General features: G+C 69.1%; 19 protein-coding genes. 8 read left to right on the forward strand and 11 right to left on the reverse strand.

Going from position 1 to position 18,672, the window contains the following annotated elements; genetic code table 11:
- Nucleotides 1–63: 63 nt before the first annotated feature.
- Nucleotides 64–1,782, forward strand: a complete 1,719-nt coding sequence (locus ACIGG8_RS41215; RefSeq protein WP_396553708.1) for a CocE/NonD family hydrolase — start codon at nucleotides 64–66, stop codon at nucleotides 1,780–1,782.
- Nucleotides 1,783–2,093: 311 nt separating this feature from the next.
- Here ACIGG8_RS41215 and ACIGG8_RS41220 read toward each other — a convergent pair whose 3' ends face one another.
- Nucleotides 2,094–2,600: a MarR family winged helix-turn-helix transcriptional regulator gene (locus ACIGG8_RS41220; protein ID WP_396553709.1), complete on the reverse strand. Its 507-nt coding sequence runs from the start codon at nucleotides 2,598–2,600 to the stop codon at nucleotides 2,094–2,096.
- A gap of 261 nt (nucleotides 2,601–2,861) precedes the next feature.
- On the opposite strand from ACIGG8_RS41220, the gene ACIGG8_RS41225 reads away from it, so the two are divergent.
- The 3 genes from ACIGG8_RS41225 to ACIGG8_RS41235 all read left to right on the forward strand — a co-directional run bounded on the left by ACIGG8_RS41225 (nucleotide 2,862) and on the right by ACIGG8_RS41235 (nucleotide 5,644).
- Nucleotides 2,862–3,431 (forward strand): isochorismatase family protein, encoded by a 570-nt coding sequence (locus ACIGG8_RS41225; protein WP_396553710.1) that lies wholly within the window; start codon nucleotides 2,862–2,864, stop codon nucleotides 3,429–3,431.
- Nucleotides 3,432–3,530: 99 nt separating this feature from the next.
- A complete protein-coding gene (locus tag ACIGG8_RS41230; RefSeq protein ID WP_396553711.1) occupies nucleotides 3,531–4,637 on the forward strand; it encodes a CE1758 family FMN-dependent luciferase-like monooxygenase in 1,107 nt (368 codons plus the stop codon).
- Between the two features lie 194 nt (nucleotides 4,638–4,831).
- Nucleotides 4,832–5,644 carry a GntR family transcriptional regulator gene (locus tag ACIGG8_RS41235; protein ID WP_396553712.1) on the forward strand — a complete coding sequence of 271 codons (813 nt, stop codon included), beginning with the start codon at nucleotides 4,832–4,834 and terminating at the stop codon, nucleotides 5,642–5,644.
- A 188-nt stretch (nucleotides 5,645–5,832) separates the two neighbouring features.
- Here ACIGG8_RS41235 and ACIGG8_RS41240 read toward each other — a convergent pair whose 3' ends face one another.
- From ACIGG8_RS41240 to ACIGG8_RS41285, 10 genes are all read right to left on the reverse strand, one after another.
- Nucleotides 5,833–6,819 (reverse strand): hypothetical protein, encoded by a 987-nt coding sequence (locus ACIGG8_RS41240; RefSeq protein ID WP_396553713.1) that lies wholly within the window; start codon nucleotides 6,817–6,819, stop codon nucleotides 5,833–5,835.
- A gap of 44 nt (nucleotides 6,820–6,863) precedes the next feature.
- Complete coding sequence (locus tag ACIGG8_RS41245; protein ID WP_396553714.1) at nucleotides 6,864–7,952, reverse strand: hypothetical protein; 1,089 nt, start codon at nucleotides 7,950–7,952, stop codon at nucleotides 6,864–6,866.
- A gap of 603 nt (nucleotides 7,953–8,555) precedes the next feature.
- Nucleotides 8,556–9,053 carry an SRPBCC family protein gene (locus ACIGG8_RS41250; RefSeq protein WP_396553715.1) on the reverse strand — a complete coding sequence of 166 codons (498 nt, stop codon included), beginning with the start codon at nucleotides 9,051–9,053 and terminating at the stop codon, nucleotides 8,556–8,558.
- Between the two features lie 68 nt (nucleotides 9,054–9,121).
- On the reverse strand, nucleotides 9,122–10,027 hold the full coding sequence (locus ACIGG8_RS41255) for a VOC family protein (protein ID WP_396553716.1): 906 nt from the start codon (nucleotides 10,025–10,027) through the stop codon (nucleotides 9,122–9,124).
- A gap of 46 nt (nucleotides 10,028–10,073) precedes the next feature.
- Nucleotides 10,074–10,769 carry a class II aldolase/adducin family protein gene (locus ACIGG8_RS41260; RefSeq protein WP_396553717.1) on the reverse strand — a complete coding sequence of 232 codons (696 nt, stop codon included), beginning with the start codon at nucleotides 10,767–10,769 and terminating at the stop codon, nucleotides 10,074–10,076.
- Nucleotides 10,766–11,200, reverse strand: a complete 435-nt coding sequence (locus ACIGG8_RS41265) for a nuclear transport factor 2 family protein (protein WP_396553718.1) — start codon at nucleotides 11,198–11,200, stop codon at nucleotides 10,766–10,768. Before ACIGG8_RS41265 ends, ACIGG8_RS41260 begins: the two co-directional genes overlap by 4 nt.
- 56 nt (nucleotides 11,201–11,256) lie before the next feature.
- Complete coding sequence (locus ACIGG8_RS41270) at nucleotides 11,257–11,718, reverse strand: SRPBCC family protein (protein ID WP_396553719.1); 462 nt, start codon at nucleotides 11,716–11,718, stop codon at nucleotides 11,257–11,259.
- Between the two features lie 100 nt (nucleotides 11,719–11,818).
- The gene (locus tag ACIGG8_RS41275) at nucleotides 11,819–12,718 is read right to left on the reverse strand and encodes a VOC family protein (RefSeq protein WP_396553720.1); all 900 of its coding nucleotides are present in this window, start codon (nucleotides 12,716–12,718) and stop codon (nucleotides 11,819–11,821) included.
- Nucleotides 12,715–13,911: an NADH:flavin oxidoreductase gene (locus ACIGG8_RS41280; RefSeq protein ID WP_396553721.1), complete on the reverse strand. Its 1,197-nt coding sequence runs from the start codon at nucleotides 13,909–13,911 to the stop codon at nucleotides 12,715–12,717. Before ACIGG8_RS41280 ends, ACIGG8_RS41275 begins: the two co-directional genes overlap by 4 nt.
- Nucleotides 13,908–14,846: a fumarylacetoacetate hydrolase family protein gene (locus tag ACIGG8_RS41285; RefSeq protein WP_396553722.1), complete on the reverse strand. Its 939-nt coding sequence runs from the start codon at nucleotides 14,844–14,846 to the stop codon at nucleotides 13,908–13,910. The genes ACIGG8_RS41280 and ACIGG8_RS41285 overlap by 4 nt, the downstream gene beginning before the upstream one ends.
- 301 nt (nucleotides 14,847–15,147) lie before the next feature.
- On the opposite strand from ACIGG8_RS41285, the gene ACIGG8_RS41290 reads away from it, so the two are divergent.
- From ACIGG8_RS41290 to ACIGG8_RS41305, 4 genes are read left to right on the forward strand one after another with little or no spacing between them, the layout of a single operon-like run.
- The gene (locus tag ACIGG8_RS41290) at nucleotides 15,148–15,942 is read left to right on the forward strand and encodes a 2-keto-4-pentenoate hydratase (protein WP_396553723.1); all 795 of its coding nucleotides are present in this window, start codon (nucleotides 15,148–15,150) and stop codon (nucleotides 15,940–15,942) included.
- On the forward strand, nucleotides 15,939–16,844 hold the full coding sequence (locus tag ACIGG8_RS41295) for an acetaldehyde dehydrogenase (acetylating) (protein WP_396553724.1): 906 nt from the start codon (nucleotides 15,939–15,941) through the stop codon (nucleotides 16,842–16,844). The genes ACIGG8_RS41290 and ACIGG8_RS41295 overlap by 4 nt, the downstream gene beginning before the upstream one ends.
- A complete protein-coding gene (gene dmpG / locus ACIGG8_RS41300) occupies nucleotides 16,841–17,896 on the forward strand; it encodes a 4-hydroxy-2-oxovalerate aldolase (RefSeq protein ID WP_396553725.1) in 1,056 nt (351 codons plus the stop codon). Before ACIGG8_RS41295 ends, dmpG begins: the two co-directional genes overlap by 4 nt.
- Nucleotides 17,893–18,672 (forward strand): 2-keto-4-pentenoate hydratase, encoded by a 780-nt coding sequence (locus ACIGG8_RS41305; RefSeq protein WP_396553726.1) that lies wholly within the window; start codon nucleotides 17,893–17,895, stop codon nucleotides 18,670–18,672. The genes dmpG and ACIGG8_RS41305 overlap by 4 nt, the downstream gene beginning before the upstream one ends.

Raw genomic sequence — 18,672 nt, forward strand, 5'->3', positions numbered from 1 at the left:
CGGCGGTCGTGGCGGGCGTACCGTGGGCGCCAGTAATTTCCCTACGCGTGGAAATGAGGTGCCATGGCTCGGTTCAAGGCAGCGGGAGTGGAGCCCGGTCAGCGTCAGCTGAACGGGCCGCAGACCACAGGCCGCGAGTACCGCAACCTGTCACCGGCTCTTCACGGGACGACCCGCGAGGACAACGTGCCCGTCCCGGTCCGCGACGGCACCCGGCTCCTCGTCGACGTCCATCGCCCTGACGCGGACGGCAGGTTCCCGGCGCTGGTCGCGGCGGCCCCCTATCCCCGTCAGCTCCAGGACTTGGGAGCCCCCGCATCCATCATCGAGGCCGGCGCCAGCGACTTCTGGGTGCCGCGCGGCTACGCCCACGTCATCGCCAACCTCCGCGGCACGGTGGGCTCGGACGGGACCTACACCTTCTTCGACGAGCAGGAGCGCAATGACCTGTTCGACCTGGTCGAGTGGGTCGCCGAGCAGCCGTGGTGCAACGGGAACGTGGGCATGGTCGGCCTCAGCTACTACGCCATGACCCAGATGGAGGCGGCCACCCAGCGCCCGCCTCACCTCAGGGCACTGTTCCCCTTCAACGTCACCGTCCAGGGTTGGGAGGCCACCTACCACAACGGCCTGATGAGCGCGGCTTTCGTCACCACCTGGTTCCACGCACTGGGCGTCCTGTCCGCCCACGGCGACCGGCTCTACCGCAAGGGTCTGTCCCGCCTCCTGCGCAGGATCCTCGCCATTCCCGCCGTCCACCGCCGGTTCCACCGCACCGATCCCGTCCAGGCGACCCGCGCACTGGAGCTGATCACCCACTTCCGCCGTGCCGCCCACCCGTGGAACGACCTGCTGAAAGCGGTGGCCACCGAGCACCCCGTACGGGACGCGTGGTGGGACGAGCGTGACCTGACCCGACGGCTCGCCGCCGTCGACATCCCGGTCTACCTCGGCGGCGAGTGGTCCAACGTCGCACTCCACCTGCCCGGTCTCTTCGAAGCCTGGGAGGCCCTCGCCGACAATCCCCGTGTGCGCATGGCCATGCTCGGGGACGACAGCCTGCCCTGGCCGTGGGAGAGCATGCACATCGAGGCCCTCGCCTGGTTCGACCACTGGCTCAAGGGACAGGACACGGGCATCCTCGAAGGCCCCGCCATCCGCTACTGGCTGCCCGGGGCCGACCAGTGGCGCACCGCCGACGCCTGGCCCCCGCCGGCCACGCACATGGCCCTGGCCCTCAACTTCGACGGCTCGCTCGCGGTCGACGAGCGGCCGGGCAAGCGCAGCTACGCCACCGACGGCGCCGACTCCATGCCCGGACGGCTGACCTGGACGAGCGCCCCCCTGCCCGGTGACCTCGACATGGTGGGCCACCCCGAGCTGCGGCTGACCGCCACCAGCAGTGGGGACGACACGGGGTGGATCCTGCTCCTGCAGGACGTCGATCCGGACGGCAAGGCAACCGACATCACCCAAGGCTGGCTGCGTGCCAGCATGCGCCACGTCGACGAGGCCGCGAGTGAGGTGGGCCGGCCCGTCCTCCCGATGAGGACCCGGGAACCCGTCCCGGTCGGGGAGCCGGTCGACTACCGCGTCCCGCTGGTCGCCAATGCCCGCCGGTTCCGCCGAGGGCACCGCATCCGGCTGATCCTCACCAGCGACGACACCCGCAAGGACTTCCGGCCCATGATGCTGTTCAGCCACGCCCCCGTCGGCATCGCCGGCGTCAACACGGTGCATTCCGGCTCACGCCTCCTCCTTCCGGTTCTCGGAGAGGAATGAGCGCGCCGCCCGGTTCGCACGGCCGACACAACCCGTTCTTCATTCATGACGGAGCACTCTGATGACCACCAGGTCCGTCCGTTCGGCCGGCCCGAGCCTGCGCCGCGTCGCATTCGCGATCGGTGGCGCCGTCCTGGCCGCGGCACTGCTGTGGACCGTTGCCGACGGTCCGGGAGTCGACTTTCGCGTCGACCGCGGCAACGGGCTGCGGACCCACACCGTCGGCCTGTCCGTCGTCTCCGGACGTTCGTCGCCTCCCTGCCCACTCCTGCGCCGCAGGACGGCGACTGACCCGGGACCGGGCGCCGCGGTTACGACGAGGCCGACGGCACGCCGGCCTCGGGCGGTGTGCGGTCCAGGTTGGCCTCGATTCTGGCGAGTACGAGCATCGCCTGCTCGTACTCGCCAGGTGTGAACCCCGCCGCGGTGATCGCCTCAAGGTCCCGCCAGGCCTGTTGGACTCGGTCTCGCAGAGCCTGGCCGGCCCGGGTGGGCTTCACCACGACTGCCCGCCGGTCGTGCGGGGAGGGGCTGCGGGTGACGAATCCGGACTGTTCCAGGCGCTGCAACATCTTGGTGACGGTGGAGGGATCCAGGGCCAGTGTCTTGACCAGATCGGCCTGGCGCTGTTCCCCCTGTGCCCAGAGCTGCATCATCAGCAGCTCCTGCCCGGGGTACAGACCCGTTTCACGCAGGAGGTTGCCCGCTGTGATCCGGTGCATACGGGCCGCGCGGAAGAGCGCCTCGCTCATCGGAGCGTCGGCGACGGTCGGTACCGCGTCGTCCTTGTTCTGGGCCGATTCGGACGCTGGCGGCATGGTGGTTGATCCTCCGTGAATGGCAGGCGGGTCGTTGGCCGACCCATCATCTCACCCGGATGTAGTTGGTCGGCCAATTGAAGCCAAACTATATGGGGCGTAGGCACCACGCGTCGGATCCCTATGAGCAGTTGGCGTGTTGTCGGGGCGTCATGGTGGCCAATTCATGACTTCCGAGTATGAGATAATTGGTCGGCATAATAATTTCGAGCCGGCCACGCCCGTCCGTGTGCGTGCCCGGCTCGACAGAGAGGTCTTTCCGTGTCCGCACCGTCCTTCACCGCCGCCGACACGGCGGTGCTGCTCATCGACCACCAGATGAGCGCTGTTGGGTGGATCCGCACCATTCCTTCCGACCGGATGGCGGCCAATGCCCTGGCTCTCGCCAGGACCGCCAGGGCGAATGGCATCCCCCTGTTCTTCGCCCCCTCCACGGGCGCGTATGTCCCGGGCCCGCCGTCGGCCGCGCTGCGGGAGGATCACCCAGGGGGTGAAACAGCGCGCATCAGCCGTCAGGCCGGTGTCCGTACCGTGGACGAAGAGGACTTCGCCTCCGTCGTGGGGGAGGCCGGCAGGAAGAAGCTGATCATCGCCGGCGTCGACCGCGACGTGTGGATCGTCCAAGTCACCTTGACGGCACTGCGCCTGGGATACGAGGTCGCGGTCGTCACCGACGCGGGCGGTCCCCCGTCGAAGACCGGGCAGGACTTCGCCGTGCGCCGCATGGGCAGGGCGGGAGCTGCCATCACCTCCACCGCCCGGATCCTGGCCGAGCTCCTCCAGCCCCGGGCCGGTCGGTGCGGCGGAAGGATCCTGCCGTTCGTCAGGTAGCTCCTACCGCACACAACGGCGACGCGGAGTGGCGAGCGGCGGCAACAGCCGTCCGTCACTGCGCCGACTTCCCTTTCCCTCCCATGTTCGGAGCTGTCGATGCAGTTCGGGTTGTTCTCCATAGGCGACGTCACCCCCGACCCCGCCACCGGCCGGCCTCCCACTGAGCAGGATCGGCTGAAAGCGATGGTCACGATCGCGGTCAAGGCCGAGGAGGTCGGTTTGGACGTCTTCGCGACGGGTGAGCACCACAGCCCGCCGTTCGTCTCGTCCTCGCCCACCACCCTCCTGTCGTACATGGCCGCGAGGACCAGCCGCATCGTGCTGTCCACCGCCACGACGCTGATCACCACCAACGACCCGGTGAAGGTCGCCGAGGACTACGCGGTCCTCCAGCACCTCGCCGACGGCCGCGTCGACCTCATGCTGGGGCGAGGCAACGCCGGTCCCGTCTATCCCTGGTTCGGCAAGGACGTGCGCCAGGGCATCCCGCTCGCCATCGAGAACTATGCGCTGCTGCACCGGCTCTGGCGTGAGGAGGTCGTCGACTGGTCAGGCCGCTTCCGCACTCCGTTGCAGTCCTTCACCGCGGTGCCGAGGCCGCTCGGTGGAACACCGCCGTTCGTCTGGCACGGATCCGTGCGCAGCCCCGAGATCGCCGAACAGGCCGCGCGCTACGGCGACGGCTTCTTCGTCAACAACCTCTTCGCGCCCACGTACCACTTCCGCCGCCTGGTCTCCATCTACCGCGAGCGGTACGCCCACTACGGGCACGGCACCGAGGGGCAGGCGATCGTCGGCGTCGGCGGCATGGTCTTCGTCCGCCGCAACTCCCAGGACGCCGTGCGCGACTACCGCCCTTACTTCGACAACTCGCCGTTGTCCGGCCACGGGTCGACGATGGAGGACTACATGGAGCGGACATCGCTCACCGTGGGAAGTCCGCAGCAGGTCATCGACAAGACGCTGACCTTCCGGGAGCACTACGGTGACTACAGTCGTCAGCTCTTCCATCTCGACGGCGGTGGCATGCCGCTGAAGGCCGTCCTGGAAACGCTCGACCTGCTCGGCGAGGAGGTCATCCCCGTCCTGCGCAGGGAACTCGGCCCCCTGCGGCCCGCCGGTGTCCCGGACGTGTCGGCGCACGCCTCGCTGCCCGTCGCGCGCCGGACCAAGCACACGGACGTCGACCGGAGGGCGCGGTGACCGTTCGCGGGTCCGGTGACCGCGACGGGTAGTGCCGCGTGGTGCTCGCTGGTCCCGGAGAACGTGATGCGCCACCGGGCTGCTGCCGGGTTCGAAGAGCCGGACGGCCGGAGAACCCGGAGGCCCGAAGAGCCGGTCGAACCGTCTCCCCGGCCGCAACTCAATGTGTATGCAGATACGCCATAATGGAGGACATGCCTCAACCGATCATCGTCATCGACGGCATCGAGCCGCTGAACCTGACCGGCGTCCGGCAGTCGGTCGGACCGCTGCACGCCCTGCTGCGGGAGTGCATCCTCGACGGCCGGCTGGCGCCGGGCACCGTGGTGTCACAGGTGGCACTCGCGCGCCAGCTGGGGGTGAGCCGCACTCCGGTGCGGGAGGCGTTGCGCATGCTCCAGGAGGAGGGGTACGTCGAGGGCGAACCCAACCAGCGGATGCGGGTGGCGGGTCTGGACCCGAGCGCGTTGGACGCCGACTACGCGATGCGCATCACGTTGGAGTGCCTGGCCCTGACCATGACGCTGGACGGATTCGGCAGCCGGATGGAACGAGCGGCCGAGGCGCAGCTGGCGGCGATGCGCCGGGCCGCCCGCGCGAAGGACCGCGAGGGCTGGCTCGTCGCTCACCGCGAGTACCACCGCCTCCTCACCTCCGGGGCGGGCGAGCCGCTGCGGCGCCAGCTGGAGGCCTTGGCCGACCGTAGCGTGCGCTACATCCGCATCACCCAGCAGCTCGACCCCGAGAGCTGGTCCCGAGCGGGCGACACGGAGCATCCCGCGATCCTGGACGCGGTGATCGCCGGCGACCGAGACGCCGCGGTGTCCCGCCTGGCCCATCACTTGGAGCGGACCGCGCTGAACGTGCTCGGGGAGCAGGCCCCCGGCTACAGGCCGCAGGCCGTGCCCAGGGCGATGGCTCTGGTCGGCGCCGGTCCGTCGCCCTGGGGCCGGGGGCAGGGGCAGGGACAGGAGGCCGGGCCGTCGGGCCCCGACGAAGGGTCCTGACCTCACCAGCACTCCAGCAGGACCTCTCCGTTCCCGCTGGTCAACCTCCTGGGAGTGTGAGACGCAGCGGGCGGACGACGGGTCAGGAGCGGTCTTCTGGGGGCGCCGGTCCCTTGGCCCCGTCCCCGCACAAGATCCGCTCCCATTCTTGGTTGGGGGGCCTGGGCGCCGTCCCGGGCTGTGAGCCGTCAGAGAGCCCCGCGGGCCCGACGATGCCGAACAAGTTCCTTGGTGTCGGACTTCTGGAACTTGCCAACCAGGCTCTTGAAAGTAGCGCGCAACGGCGGGGACACTTTCTCTTGCATGGCAGACAGCTCATCTGTCCTTATTGCACCATTGACCGCATTCAGAAGATGCTTCGCGTCTTCCCGAATCTCCGCATCGGTCTCGGCGCCGTTCGTACAGTCCTTCCATACACGAAGAGGCCATGCCTCGTCGAGCGTTCGCTCGCCGCCATCGGTCCACCACGAGATGTCCTGGGAAAGAAAAGTCGCACCCATCGCGGAAAGCAGGTTCACCTTGGCCTGGGTCGGAAGTTTGCGGTCGACCGGCCACGTATGCATGTAGCCGCCCGGGAAGAAGAAGATATTTTTGTCCTTGTCGACCAGATCGGGGCCGGCGTGCTCTTTCAGAATCACTGAAGCTTCCAGCACGGTGTCGTCACTGGCCGTAACCCCCTCCATGCTGGGATCCTCGCCCGAAAGTACTTGACCGATGACCCAGGTGGCAGACGCGGCATCAATGTTTCCATGCCGCCAGGCCGGGTCCAGCATCCGTATGGCGACGTGCTGGTGCCCGAGAAGAACCATCGAGGAAAATACTCCGGCCACTCTTTCCTGCTTCATTGGGGGATCAATGAAATTGAGGCTCTGAACAATGGTGTCCAGCTGTTGGCGCCAGCGCTCCCGCGCATTGTGTTGTTTGGTCAGCAGGGCTCCGAAGACTGTGGCCGCGGTGCCGAGGCCTCCTCCTATGAAGGTGAGGAAGGTCTTGACCTGGGCGGAATCGACGTCGCCCCAACCGAACAGCCCGATCCTTATGGCCAGCGATGCCGCCATCCACCACAGGGGGGCGACGATGAAGATGAAGAGTGCAATGTATGGCCAATTCTGTTGCCATGCCCGCTTCCAGCGGCGCCGTCGAACTTCAAGTGATTTAAATCGCCTGCTCGCCATAACGCGTCTCGCACACTATGTGTCCTTCTTCAGGCTCCGTAGGCTCACTTTCCTCCCGCGTCGGCCCTCGCTCGCTGAGCGTATTCCCGATATCGTTCTTCCGATGCGCGCCTCTGATTCCAGCCATCTATCCTGGATTTCGCCACGAGCTTGGATTCCGGTCCGCTGACGAACCCGGCAAAGTCCTTGTCTTGGCAGGCGCGGACGATCTGCATCATCCCGTCGTACTGCTCATCACCCATGCGCTCCACCGCCAGGCCGATGTCTCGCGCTTCGTGGTGATCGATCGGGAAGAGATGATGGGTGTAGCCGTAGACCAGCCGATGGGCGATCGCGTCTATCCTCTCGGCGTCGGATTCGCCGTCCCTCAGTTCCAGCAGCTTTTTCGCGTAATTCTCACCGATGCGCAGACTCCTGCCCCACGCTCCGAAGTCGAGTGCGCTGACCTTCTGCATCATCGGCTCGATGGAGCCCAGGGCGAAACGCGAGGCCCTGTCGAGCAGATCGCCGACCGGAACACGTCTGTCGGTCTCTTCGAGGAGCTTTTTCAATACCTCGATCATGGTATTGATGCCGAACGTTCTCACGTAGTCGACACTCTGGTAGCAGTCCAGTGCGGACACGTAGGTGGCGGCATTTCGCGGATCGGGGAGCTGAGTATCGAGGGGGCCAAGTTCGGCAAACTCTGACATGACGAGGGAGTGGGCGCCTATCGCGAACAGCGTACTGGCGCTCTTGGCTTTCCGAGGAACGTGGACGCGGAGATGGTTCGTATATGAGCAGAGGTAGAGGACGGTCGAATACGCGCTGTCGAGATTGCCGCCATATGAATCGACAATGAGATTCAGCGCCTTCGTGTTCTCGGCCTTGTCTTCCTTGGGGTTCCCGAAAGCCGCCCGCAGTGACTCCCGGATCTCGATGTCAGTGCTCTCTTGCCCCTCCCCGTCCTCTGAGGTCAGTTTTCCGCTGATCAGTAGCCAGGCCTCGCCGGAATCCTTCGAAAACTTATTTCCCTCGTCGACTACCCTCTCGCGTTCCGTCTCTGTCATTTCGGTTTTGGCTGGCTGTGCACTGATCAAAAGGGCGGCCGGCGTTGCATCGCTGCCGTTGGCCAAGGTGGCTCTGTCGCTCATCTCTCGCCCCAGATATTTCGAACGAGTCCCCTTCCATGTTCTCGCATCTTCTCGGCCCCGCATCTCGGGATATTCGAAACGGTGTGTAACTGTCGGCGCCCTGCGCCCCGGCCCTTGGTGTAACGCGCCGTACCCGGGGCCGGCAATTCCTCCGGCCATCCACAAGGACCGAGTCGGAGCCCTGGACGAACGCCTCCGTCCCGTGATCGGTGGTACCGGAGAGTGCCAGGTGATCGAACGCCGAGCGGCCGATCCCGCCGTCCGCCGTGACGGCATCCGCGCTCCGCGTGACCGCGAGGTGGCCAGCCCGGGACCGGCCGTCGTCGTCCCGCTCACCGACCGCGACCGCATCGGCACCGAAGTGCGCGAACGCACCAACCGCGACTTCTGCAGCATCGGCCTGGACCTACCTGCGCTCCCACTGGTTCAACGACGCCACGCGCTCGGTGAAGCTGAACGCCGACCCCTGCGGAGCCCGATCTCGTTCCCTGTCGTCCTGTCGTCCTGTCGTCCTGTCGTCCTGTCGTCCCGACGAGACGCGACGGCCCGCCGGACGTACCGGCGGACCGTCATGGTAGATGCCTGCATCCGGCAGGGATCGCGTCAGACCGATCGGTCGTCCTGCTGGTTCCCGACGATGGCCGCCATGCGTTCGAGGCTCGTGGTCATGCCGCGCCGGAGGTCGCTTCGGCGGTCCTTCAGCCCGGCGAGGGTGTCGATGATGAACCAGCCGAACATTCTGACCTTCTTGAGCACCGTGTAGGACTCGGTGACCAGCGTTCCGGTGCCCTGCGGTTCGAACTGGTAGCGCCACTCGATCGTGCCGGCGCCGACCTCGGTGCGTTCGAACGCGAAGATCCGGCCCGGTTCGGCCACGGTGACGACGGGCTTGTTCGGCCAGTCGGGAACGCGCCCGGCGTGGTTGATCGCCTTGAACCGCGCGCCCACCGCCGGGCCGGTGGCCCCGTCGATCCACGTGCACCGGACGACCTCCGGTGAGTATTCCGGGGTTCGCGTGACGTCGGAGACGAGGGCGTACAACACCTCGGGCGAGGCGTCGATGTATCGCGATACCTGGTCCGAAGTCAGCTCTTGCTTCATTTCTTCCTCTTGTGTGATTCGCGGTCCGTCATCCGGCGGCCGCGGGGAACATGGCGCCGAGCCGTCTCCTACGGCTTTGGCTCGGCGTTCCGCAGGAACTGCTCCGGCATCAGCGGGCACCACACCGCGGGCGGGACGTCCCAGTCCTGTGCCTTCCAGTCGTCGGTGATCTGGTCGATGTCGGAGAAGTACTCGATCCAACTGCCCCAGGGGTCCTGGACGTAGTGGAACAGGTTGGAGCCCAGGGTGTGCCGGCCCAGGCCCCAGCCGACGGTGTGGCCCTTGTCCGCCATGACGCGGGCGCCCATGGCCAGTTCGTCGACGCCCGCGACCTCCCAGCTGGAGTGGTGCAGGCCCGGATGGCTGCTCTGGATGAAACCGAAGACGTGGTGGTCGCCGGGGCCGGGGTTCATGAAGACGACCTTGCCGGTGATCCGGTCGGACACTCGGAGGCCGAGGGCGCGCTCGTAGAAGTCCTGCGAGCGGTTCACGTCCGAGGAGAAGACCAGCATGTGGCCCAGCCGCCGGGGGCGCGGCACCGTGTCCGCCTTGAGCCAGCTGGGCTCGTCCACGCGCCGGTAGTCACCGGCCACGTTCTGCTTGGCGGGTGCGACCGCGCGGGGCGCGGCGAGTTGCTGCTCGCGCACGTTGACCGCGGTGCCGTCCGGGTCACGGAACCACAGTCCGCCCTCGGGACCGCCGGGCGGGGCGTCCCGCAGGAGGATGCCGAGGGACTCCAGGTGACGCTGCAGTTCGGGTAGGGAGCCGTCGGGCGCCGCGAAGGCGACGTGGTGCAGACGCTTGTCGTGTCCCTCGACCAGCAGTGTCTGGTCCTGGTCACGTCCGTCGCAGCGTACGACCAGCCGGTCGTCGCGTTCGTCGACGGTCAGTCCGAAGTCGGTGTAGAAGTCCTTTCCTTCGGCCAGATCGGGCAGTTGCAGGCCGTAGTGGAGTAGTCCGCTGACGTGCAGCATGGTGCTTTCCTTCGTCGTTCGTGTGGGTTCCGGACGTCCTCGTCGGTCACCGTGGTGAGGGGCCGCCGAGGCTCCGCAGGTGTGCCCAGAGCCGGTCGAGCAGGGGCGGGCCGGCGGCCCGCCAAGCCGTGATCTCCTCGCGGGTGAGGCTGTGGACCGCCCCTGCCCGCCGGGCTGCGAGGTGCAGTCGGCAGGTGGCGTCGAGCAGCCACATGCGGGCGACGGCGTGGCCGGGTGCATCGCCCGTGGTGAGGGCGCCGTTGCCGCGCAGGACGACCGCGTCCGCGTTGCCCAGCGTGCGGGCGGTACCTTCGGCGATGCCGGCCGAGCGCATGAGCCGCGCGTCGTCGTGGACGGGTACGGCTTCTCCGAGCAGTGCGCCCTGGCCGTGCAGCGGCGGGATGGTGCCGGACGCCGTCCCCCCGACTGCGAAGGCGGATTCGGGGGTGGCGCGGGCGACGGCCCGTACGTCGGGTCGCGCCCGGTAGACGGCCAGGTGCGCCCACGCCTCGCCCGGTGCGCCCGCGGGCAACGCCTCAGTGTCCAGCGGGATGTTCAGGAGGGTGTCAGTGCAGGCCTTGGCGAGGTCGGCCGGGGGCGTGATCAGCATGTGGTCGCCGTGCCGTGCCGACACGTGCCCGAACGCCGAGACCAGACCCAGCGCCGCGAGGGTGCGCGCCGCGACGGCCACCTCCGCGGACAGGGTGTCGGCGGACGACTCGACCGTGGTCCGACGGCTCATGTCGCGAGCCCCCCGGCGGCCTCGGGCGCAGTGGCCGCCTCGGCGGCGAGTGCCGCGAAGAGCGGGGAGGTGTCGAGGTGGATCCGCAGCGAGGTGACCGCTCCCGAGGGGGCGCGGGCGATGACCGTCACGCAGGGGAGCGTCAGCTCGGTGCCGCCGCGCGTGATGTAGTGGACGCGGGCTTCGAGCAGCACCGTTCCCCGGTCGTCCACCTGCCAGCAGTTGCGCCACTCGTGTCGTATTCCGGCGAGTGCGGCGCGAAGGCCGTCCAGCGCTTCACGTATCGCGACACGCCCGACCGCGGGCGGGTTGTTGCCGAACACCAGCTCCCCGCCGGGGGCGAAGCGGTCGAGGACGCGGTCGATCGACAGCGCTTCGACGTCGGTGTAGAAGGACTCGGTCCAGCCGATCCAGTCGGGCGTGTCGGTCATCCCTGTTCCTTTCGTCGGTGGGTTTCGCGGCTCGCGTCGGGATGCTCCTATGGATGTCAGGCGACGTCGGCCACGGAGCAGCGGCGCATGGCGTCGAGGGTCGCGGTGAGGGCCTGGAGGTAGTCACCGGTCATCGTCGCGGCGATGGTTGCTTCGGCCTCGGAGCCGCCCGGGACGCCGGACTGGACCAGGGCGAAGGTGAAGCGGAGCCGCAGGTCGTGGCTGTCGCCCTCGATCTCGTTGGCGATGGTGCCGAGCACCGGGCCCGACAGCCGGGTGAACACCACGCGGTGCGGCTCTTCGAGCGTGATCCGCTCACGGAAGTCCACCTCCCGGTAGCGGATGTCGCGGTCGAAGCAGGTGTCGTCGTAGCGCTCGACGACGGTGCAGTGGCTCATCGAGGGGACGAAGGGCAGGGCGTTGTTGGCCTTGAGCACGAGTCCCTCCCAAACGGCGGCGCGGTCCAGCCGGGGCTCTCCGGGCTCGTTGACGGGCAGGACATGGGTCACGAAGATCATCGGTTCTCCTTCGCCGGCGGTGTCGCCGGGCTGGTGGGGGTGGGGTACGGGTCGGCGGTGTCGCCGACCCGGCAGAGGGGCGGCCCGTGGGGCCGGGCGGCTACGACGCAGCGCTGCGCGCCGTACGGGGCAGTTGGCGCTGCCGGGTCGTGGGCGCCACCCGGCCGCGCCACGTGTCGAGGGACGAGGGCAGCTCGGGGTCGAACACGCGCGGGATCCACGCCGTGTCGGCCTCGATGAGCCGCCCGCCGACCGCGTACTCGTAGGTGAGGTTCTCGGGGCCGCGGAAGTAGAGGAACACCGAGCCGGAGGTGGGGTGCCGTCCCGGCCCCATGACGATCTCCACACCGCGGTCGGTCAAGTAGTGCCAGTTGCGCATGAGCGCATCGAGCGAGTCGACCTGGAAGTTGATGTGACAGAGGCCGGCCTGCTCGCCCCGGAACACGGCGAGCTTGTGATGTACGGGGTCGATGCGCATCAGGCACGCGCGGTCGCCGACCCAGTCCGACACGCGCGCATTGAACGTCGTGGACCAGAACCGGTGGGCCTCGTGCACATCCGGCGCGTCCAGGCACAGGTGCCCGAACTCGGTGATCCCCGCGTCGCGGGTGTGCCGCAACGGTTCCGCGGAACGGTACTGCGCCGCGGCCAGTTCTATGCGGTTGCCGAAGGGGTCGTCGAAGGCGATGTACTCCGAGACCCCGCGGGAGCGTGCCCCCGCCGGATCGCCGCGTTCGACCCGCAGGCCCTGCTTCTCCAGGTCGCTCTCCGCGGCGGCCAGGGCGTCGCGCCCGGCGACGGTGAAGCCGGAGGCGATGACGCCGGAGCGCCCCTGGACGAAGGTGAGGCAGTGACCCCGGGGGTCGGCTCGCAGGTGCGCCACCCCAGGCTCGTCGGAGTCGACCACTTCGAGGCCGACGATGTCACCGGCGAACCGGACGGCGCCTTCCAGGTCTTCGACACCCGAGCGCACGTAGGCGATGTCGGTCAGGGTGATCACGGCGTGGTCCTCTCGTCGTACCCGAGGTAGCCGCGCGCCCGGGCGCTGTCCGGCCAGCGCTCGCAGAGCGAGCCGGTCAACTGGGTGCGCAGGCACAGCGACGTCTCGCAGCGGCAGGTGCGCAGGGTGTCGGCGGCGCCGGCCTCCACCTTGCGCGGCCAGTCGGGATCCACGAAGAGCGGCCGGGCCAGTCCCACTGCCTGCGCCTGCTGCGCCCGGAGAACCCGCGCCGCCTCCCGGGGATCGCCCAGACCGCCGTTGGCCACCACGGGGATCCGCACCGCATGCTGCAATGCCTCCGAGTCGTGCACCGAGTAGCCCGGCTCCCCGAGTACGTCCGCATTGCGCGGAAGCCGCATGGTCTCGAACGTGGCGGGGACCGCGAACAGGAAGGCGGCCCCCGCGTCCTCCAGTAGCGGAGCCAGCCGCACGGCGTCCTCCAGGCTCCACCCGCCCTCCACGCGCTCGTCGCTGAGCAGGTGCACTCCGACCGCGAAATCCGAACCGGTGCTCGCGGCGGCCCGGCGCACCACCTCCAGCACGAGCCGGGTCCGCCCCTCGAAGTCGCCGCCCCACTGATCGGTGCGCCGGTTTGTGCGCGGGGAGAGGAAACCGGAGAGCAGGAAGCCCTGCGCCGCGTGGATGTCCACACCGTCGAACCCGGCGCGCTCGCACAGCCTGGCGGCCCGGACGAAGGCGTCGACGGTCTCCTCGATCTCCTCCGGCGCGATCTCCTGCGGGGTGACCACTCGGCCCGGTGTGAGCTCGAAGGGGATCGCGGACGGGGCGAGGCGTGGACGGCTCCCGTACTCCTCCCAGGGCCCCGCGTACCGGCCGGCGTGTACGAGCTGCACGATCGCCAGGGCGCCGTGCCTGCGGATCTCGGCAGCCAGCCGCCTCAGCCCGGGCAGCTGCTCATCGTCGCTCGCCAGGGTCTGCAACGGCATCTGCCGGCCCGCGACGCTGATCGCGAAGTTCTCCGTGATCACCACGCCGGCGCCACCCTGGGCACGGCGGGCGTAGTGCTCGATCTCGCGATCGGTCACGGTACCGTCCGGGTCGGCGTAGCCGACGGACATCGGCGCGTGCACGATCCGATTTCGGGCCGTCCGTCCGCCGAGGCGCAGCGGCGCGAACAGCGGCGCGAGATCCGCTGCGCCGGCTGCGCGGTTCGGGTCCGCGATGCTGGTCATCCCTGCTCCACAGTGTTCGAGGGCGCGAAGGCGAGAGTCGGTCCGGCCTGCCGGACGTCGTTGTCGAGTACGCCGAGCGGTTCGATCCGGATGCGCAGCCGGTCGCCGCCCTTGAGGGCGAGTCCCTTGGCGGCCCCGACACCGGCGGGGGTACCGGTGGCGATCACGTCGCCCGGCTCCAGCGTCATCAGCGCGCTGGCGGCCGAGACGAGCTGCGCTACGGAGAAGATCATGTCCTTGGTGCTGCCGTCCTGTTCCAGCACGTCGTTGCGCCACAGCCGGATGGGCAGTGCCTGCGGATCGGTGACGAACCAGGACGGCGTCACCCCGGGGCCGATCGGCGTGAAGGTGTCGCGCCCCTTGGACGCGAGCCAGTCGTAGGCGAACGGGGGTGCCAGCGGGTTCGGTCGGGCGTGCAGGCCGCGCGCCGAGACGTCGTTGACGATGGTGTAGCCCGCGACGGCCTCCAGCGCCCGCTCCGCCGGCAGCCGGTGGGCCCGTCGCCCGATCACCACGCCGAGTTCGGCCTCCCAGTCCACGCGGGCCGCAGGGTCACCGGGGATGGAGACGGTTCCTCCGGGTCCGACGATCGCCGTCGGCGGGAGCAGGAAGAAGTACGGTTCCATGCCGTCGGGTGGCGTCCCGACGCCCATTTCCCGCAGGTGGTCGTGGTAGTTGGCGCCGGCGAAGACCAGCTTGCCCGGACGTGGCAGAGGTGCCAACAGGTCTACCGCTTCGAGGAGTTCGCCCTCGGAGGGTTGCCAGGCGCGCAGGACCGGCTCCAGTTCTGCCCAGTCCTGCAGCGCCGCCCCCACGTCGGGATACCGCGCCAGTACCGGGTGGCGTCGAACCCGTCCCTCGGTGTCGGCGGCGGCGACGAACGACGCAGCTCCAGGCTCCTCGGCCCGGCAGGTCACCAGGTTCCATACGGACATACGAACTCCAGGCATCAATTGTTTGCCGCGCCACGATTCGGGAGCAGGGGCGCCAGCACGCTGAAGTGGGGAGGCCAGCTTGGTACTGGCGGCTTGCTGGAACACAGTGCATACAGTTTCGTCCCTAGTCAATAGGTCGACCAAGTATTGACTTCGCTGGGCGAAAGTGTACACAGTTTGAGAGTGCGGTCTGCCCGGACGCGGCAGGCGGCGCACTCGACAGACCCGCACCGACCCGATCGGAGATCGTCATGACGGATGTCGCCGCACTCCCGGCGGGGCAGGCCGAGGGGGTGCCGTCATGACCGCAGCACTCCTGAGCGAGGTGGCGGACGCTCTCCTCGCCGCCCACCACAGCCGGGTTCCGGTCGAACCGCTCGCGGGCACGCACCACGGCCTGACGCTCGCGGACGCCTACGAGATACAGCTGCTGCAGATCCGCCGTCGGGTCGCCGGCGGCGCGCGGATCAAGGGCCACAAGGTCGGGCTGTCGTCCCCCGCCATGCAACGGCAGTTGGGTGTGGACCAGCCGGACTACGGTCACCTGCTGGACGACATGTTCTGGCTGGAGAACGCCCCCGTGCCGGCCGCACGGTTCCTGCAGCCGCGGGTCGAGCCGGAGATCGCCTTCGTGCTCGAACGTCCCCTGGCCGGACCGGGAGTCACGGTCGCGGAGGCCGCCGCGGCCGTGGACTTCGTCCTCCCCGCGCTGGAAGTGATCGACTCGCGCATCCGCGACTGGCGCATCGGGATCGTCGACACCGTTGCGGACAACGCCTCCTCCGGCGGCGTCGTCCTCGGCAGTACCCCGGCCCGGCTGACGGACGTCGATCTCCGGCTCGCGGGCTGCACGATGCACCGCAACGGTGACCTGGTCGGCACCGGCGCGAGCGGCGCGGTCCTCGGCTCGCCCCTGACCTCACTGGTCTGGCTGGCCAACACCGTCGGCGCACGCGGTGTGGTCCTGGAAGCGGGACACGTCGTGCTGCCGGGTTCCATCACCGCCTCCGTCCCCGTCGGCGCCGGTGACACCGTCACCGCCGCCTTCGCTGGTATCGGCAGCGTCACGGCCCGCTTCACCGAGGAGAGTTCATGAGCAAGGTGACCGCAGCCATCGTCGGCCCGGGCAACATCGGCACCGACCTGCTCGCCAAGCTGATGCACAGTGCGACGGTCGAGGTCCGGTACATGGTCGGCGTCGACCCGGCATCGGAGGGACTGGCCCGGGCCCGCGACCTGGGCCTGGAGACCTCCGCGGGAGGCGTGGACTGGCTGCTGACGCGTGCCGAACCACCGCAGCTGGTGTTCGAGGCGACCTCGGCGAAGGCACACATCGCGAACGCGGCGCGCTACGCCGCGGCGGGCATCCAGGCGATCGACCTGACCCCGGCTGCCGTCGGCCCGCTCGTCTGCCCGGCGGTGAACCTGGAAGAGCACCTGGACGCGCCCGACATCAACATGATCACCTGCGGCGGGCAGGCCACTCTCCCGATCGTGCACGCGGTCTCCCGCGTTGTCCCGGTCGAGTACGCGGAGATCGTCGCGTCGATCGCCTCCCGGTCGGCCGGACCCGGAACCCGCGCGAACATCGACGAGTTCACCGAGACCACTTCCCACGCCATCGAGCGGGTCGGCGGCGCAGGCAAGGGCAAGGCGATCATCATCCTCAACCCGGTCGACCCACCGATGGTCATGCGCGACACGGTGTTCTGCGCCATTCCGGAGGACGCCGACCGGGACGCCATCAACGAGTCCGTCGTGCGCATGGTCGGCGAAGTGGCCGCGTACGTCCCGGGCTACCGGCTCCGGGCGGACCCCCAGTTCGACGATCCGCGCCTCGAATGGAAGGGGCGGGCCCGGGTCGCCGTCTTCCTGGAGGTGCGCGGCCGGGGCGACCACCTGCCGCCCTGGGCAGGAAACCTGGACATCATGACGGCGGCGGCCGCTCGCGTCGGTGAGCGGCTGGCGGCCGTCCGGACCACGGCGGTGACTTCATGACCACCCTCGCCAACACCCAGCAGCCGCGTGAGCTGCGGATCACCGACTCCACCCTCAGGGACGGTTCGCACGCCATGCGGCACCGGTTCTCCGAGGACCAGGTGCGCGGTGTCGTGCACGCCCTCGACCAGGCCGGCGTCGACGTCATCGAGGTGGCTCACGGTGACGGCCTCGGCGGCTCCAGCTTCAACTACGGCTTCTCCGCCGTGGACGAGATCCGGCTGATCGAGGCTGCCGTCGACGAGGCGACCCGGGCGAAGATCGCCGTGCTGCTGCTGCCCGGCGTCGGCACGGTCACCGACCTGAAGCGTGCCCATGCCGTCGGCGCTGGTGTGGCCCGGATCGCCACCCACTGCACCGAGGCCGACACGTCCGCCCAGCACTTCGCCGCGGCCCGCGAGTTGGGCATGGAGACGGTCGGCTTCCTGATGCTCTCGCACCGAGTCGGCCCCGCGGAACTCGCGGCGCAGGCGCGGACCATGGTCGACGCCGGCGCCCAGTGCGTCTACGTCGTCGACTCGGCCGGCGCGCTGATACTGAGCGACGCGCAGACCCGGGTCGAGGCCCTGGTGCAGGAGATCGGGGCCGAGGCCCAGGTCGGCTTCCACGGCCACCAGAACCTCTCGCTCGGCGTCGCCAACTCGGTGCTCGCCTACCGCAGCGGTGCCCGTCAGATCGACGGTGCCCTGTGCGCACTCGGCGCCGGCGCCGGAAACGCGCCGACTGAGGTGCTCGCGGCCACCTTCGAACGCCTGGGCATCCCCACCGGGCTGGACGTCGACCTCGCCCTGGCCGCCGCGCAGGACGTGGTCAGGCCGTTCATCCCCCGGCTGCCGTGGATGGACCGTGCCTCGATCATGCAGGGCTACGCGGGCGTCTACTCCAGCTTCCTGCTGCACGCCGAACGGGCCGCGGAACGCTACGGGGTCCCCGCGCACGAGATCCTCCAGCAGGTCGGCGAGGCCGGATACGTCGGCGGCCAGGAGGACATGATCATCGACATCGCGTTGAGACTGGCCGAGGAGCGCCAGAAGGCGGGGGCCGGCCGATGAGCTGGGACACCGACCGCGCCGCCGCGGTCCTGCTGGCGGCCGAGGACCACCGCACCGACCGTGCTCCGATCACCGACGATTGGCCCGGACTCGACCTGGACACCGCCTACGCGGTCCAGGGCGAGACACTGCGCCGCCGGCTCGACCGGGGAGAGCACATCGTGGGCATCAAGCTGGGCCTGACCTCGCGTGCCAAACAGGAGCGGATGGGTGTCGCAGCGCCCCTGACCGCCTGGCTCACCGACGGCATGCTGCTGCCGGCCGGAGCCCCCGTCCCGCACGACCGGCTTATCCACCCGCGCGCCGAACCGGAGATCGTGTTCGTGATGAAGGACCGGCTGGCCGGCCCCGGTGTCACCGCGGCCACCGCTCTGGCCGCGGTCGGCTCGGTGCACGGCGGTATCGAGGTGATCGACAGCCGCTACCGAGACTTCCGCTTCACCCTGTCGGACGTGGTCGCCGACAACGCCTCCTCCGGCCGGTTCCTCACCGGCCCGGTGGGCATGCCGCCCGAGACGCTGGACCTGGCGATGGAAGCCTGCCTGGTCGAGGTCGACGGCCAGGTCGTGGACAGCGCCACCGGCGCCGCTGTTCAGGGGCACCCCGCCGAGGCCCTGGCCCTGGCCGCCAACGAGCTCGGCCGCCGGGGCCTGGCGATCGAGCCCGGCTGGCTCGTGCTCACCGGCGGCATGACCGATGCCGTACCCGCACCGCCCGGCACCACCGTCGCGGTGCACTTCACCCACCTCGGTTCACTCCACCTCACGGGAGGCTGA

It is taken from the genome of Kitasatospora sp. NPDC085464 (genome assembly GCF_044541955.1).
GTDB lineage: Bacteria > Actinomycetota > Actinomycetes > Streptomycetales > Streptomycetaceae > Kitasatospora.

Excerpts from the sequence above, each read along its gene's own strand:
- ACIGG8_RS41215 (WP_396553708.1), top strand. The coding sequence starts at position 64 with ATGGCTCGGTTCAAGGCAGCGGGAGTGGAGCCCGGTCAGCGTCAGCTG.
- ACIGG8_RS41220 (WP_396553709.1), bottom strand. The coding sequence starts at position 2,600 with ATGCCGCCAGCGTCCGAATCGGCCCAGAACAAGGACGACGCGGTACCG.
- ACIGG8_RS41230 (WP_396553711.1), top strand. The coding sequence starts at position 3,531 with ATGCAGTTCGGGTTGTTCTCCATAGGCGACGTCACCCCCGACCCCGCC.
- ACIGG8_RS41235 (WP_396553712.1), top strand. The coding sequence starts at position 4,832 with ATGCCTCAACCGATCATCGTCATCGACGGCATCGAGCCGCTGAACCTG.
- ACIGG8_RS41240 (WP_396553713.1), bottom strand. The coding sequence starts at position 6,819 with ATGGCGAGCAGGCGATTTAAATCACTTGAAGTTCGACGGCGCCGCTGG.
- ACIGG8_RS41245 (WP_396553714.1), bottom strand. The coding sequence starts at position 7,952 with ATGAGCGACAGAGCCACCTTGGCCAACGGCAGCGATGCAACGCCGGCC.
- ACIGG8_RS41250 (WP_396553715.1), bottom strand. The coding sequence starts at position 9,053 with ATGAAGCAAGAGCTGACTTCGGACCAGGTATCGCGATACATCGACGCC.
- ACIGG8_RS41255 (WP_396553716.1), bottom strand. The coding sequence starts at position 10,027 with ATGCTGCACGTCAGCGGACTACTCCACTACGGCCTGCAACTGCCCGAT.
- ACIGG8_RS41260 (WP_396553717.1), bottom strand. The coding sequence starts at position 10,769 with ATGAGCCGTCGGACCACGGTCGAGTCGTCCGCCGACACCCTGTCCGCG.
- ACIGG8_RS41265 (WP_396553718.1), bottom strand. The coding sequence starts at position 11,200 with ATGACCGACACGCCCGACTGGATCGGCTGGACCGAGTCCTTCTACACC.
- ACIGG8_RS41270 (WP_396553719.1), bottom strand. The coding sequence starts at position 11,718 with ATGATCTTCGTGACCCATGTCCTGCCCGTCAACGAGCCCGGAGAGCCC.
- ACIGG8_RS41280 (WP_396553721.1), bottom strand. The coding sequence starts at position 13,911 with ATGACCAGCATCGCGGACCCGAACCGCGCAGCCGGCGCAGCGGATCTC.
- ACIGG8_RS41285 (WP_396553722.1), bottom strand. The coding sequence starts at position 14,846 with ATGTCCGTATGGAACCTGGTGACCTGCCGGGCCGAGGAGCCTGGAGCT.
- ACIGG8_RS41290 (WP_396553723.1), top strand. The coding sequence starts at position 15,148 with ATGACCGCAGCACTCCTGAGCGAGGTGGCGGACGCTCTCCTCGCCGCC.
- ACIGG8_RS41295 (WP_396553724.1), top strand. The coding sequence starts at position 15,939 with ATGAGCAAGGTGACCGCAGCCATCGTCGGCCCGGGCAACATCGGCACC.
- dmpG (WP_396553725.1), top strand. The coding sequence starts at position 16,841 with ATGACCACCCTCGCCAACACCCAGCAGCCGCGTGAGCTGCGGATCACC.
- ACIGG8_RS41305 (WP_396553726.1), top strand. The coding sequence starts at position 17,893 with ATGAGCTGGGACACCGACCGCGCCGCCGCGGTCCTGCTGGCGGCCGAG.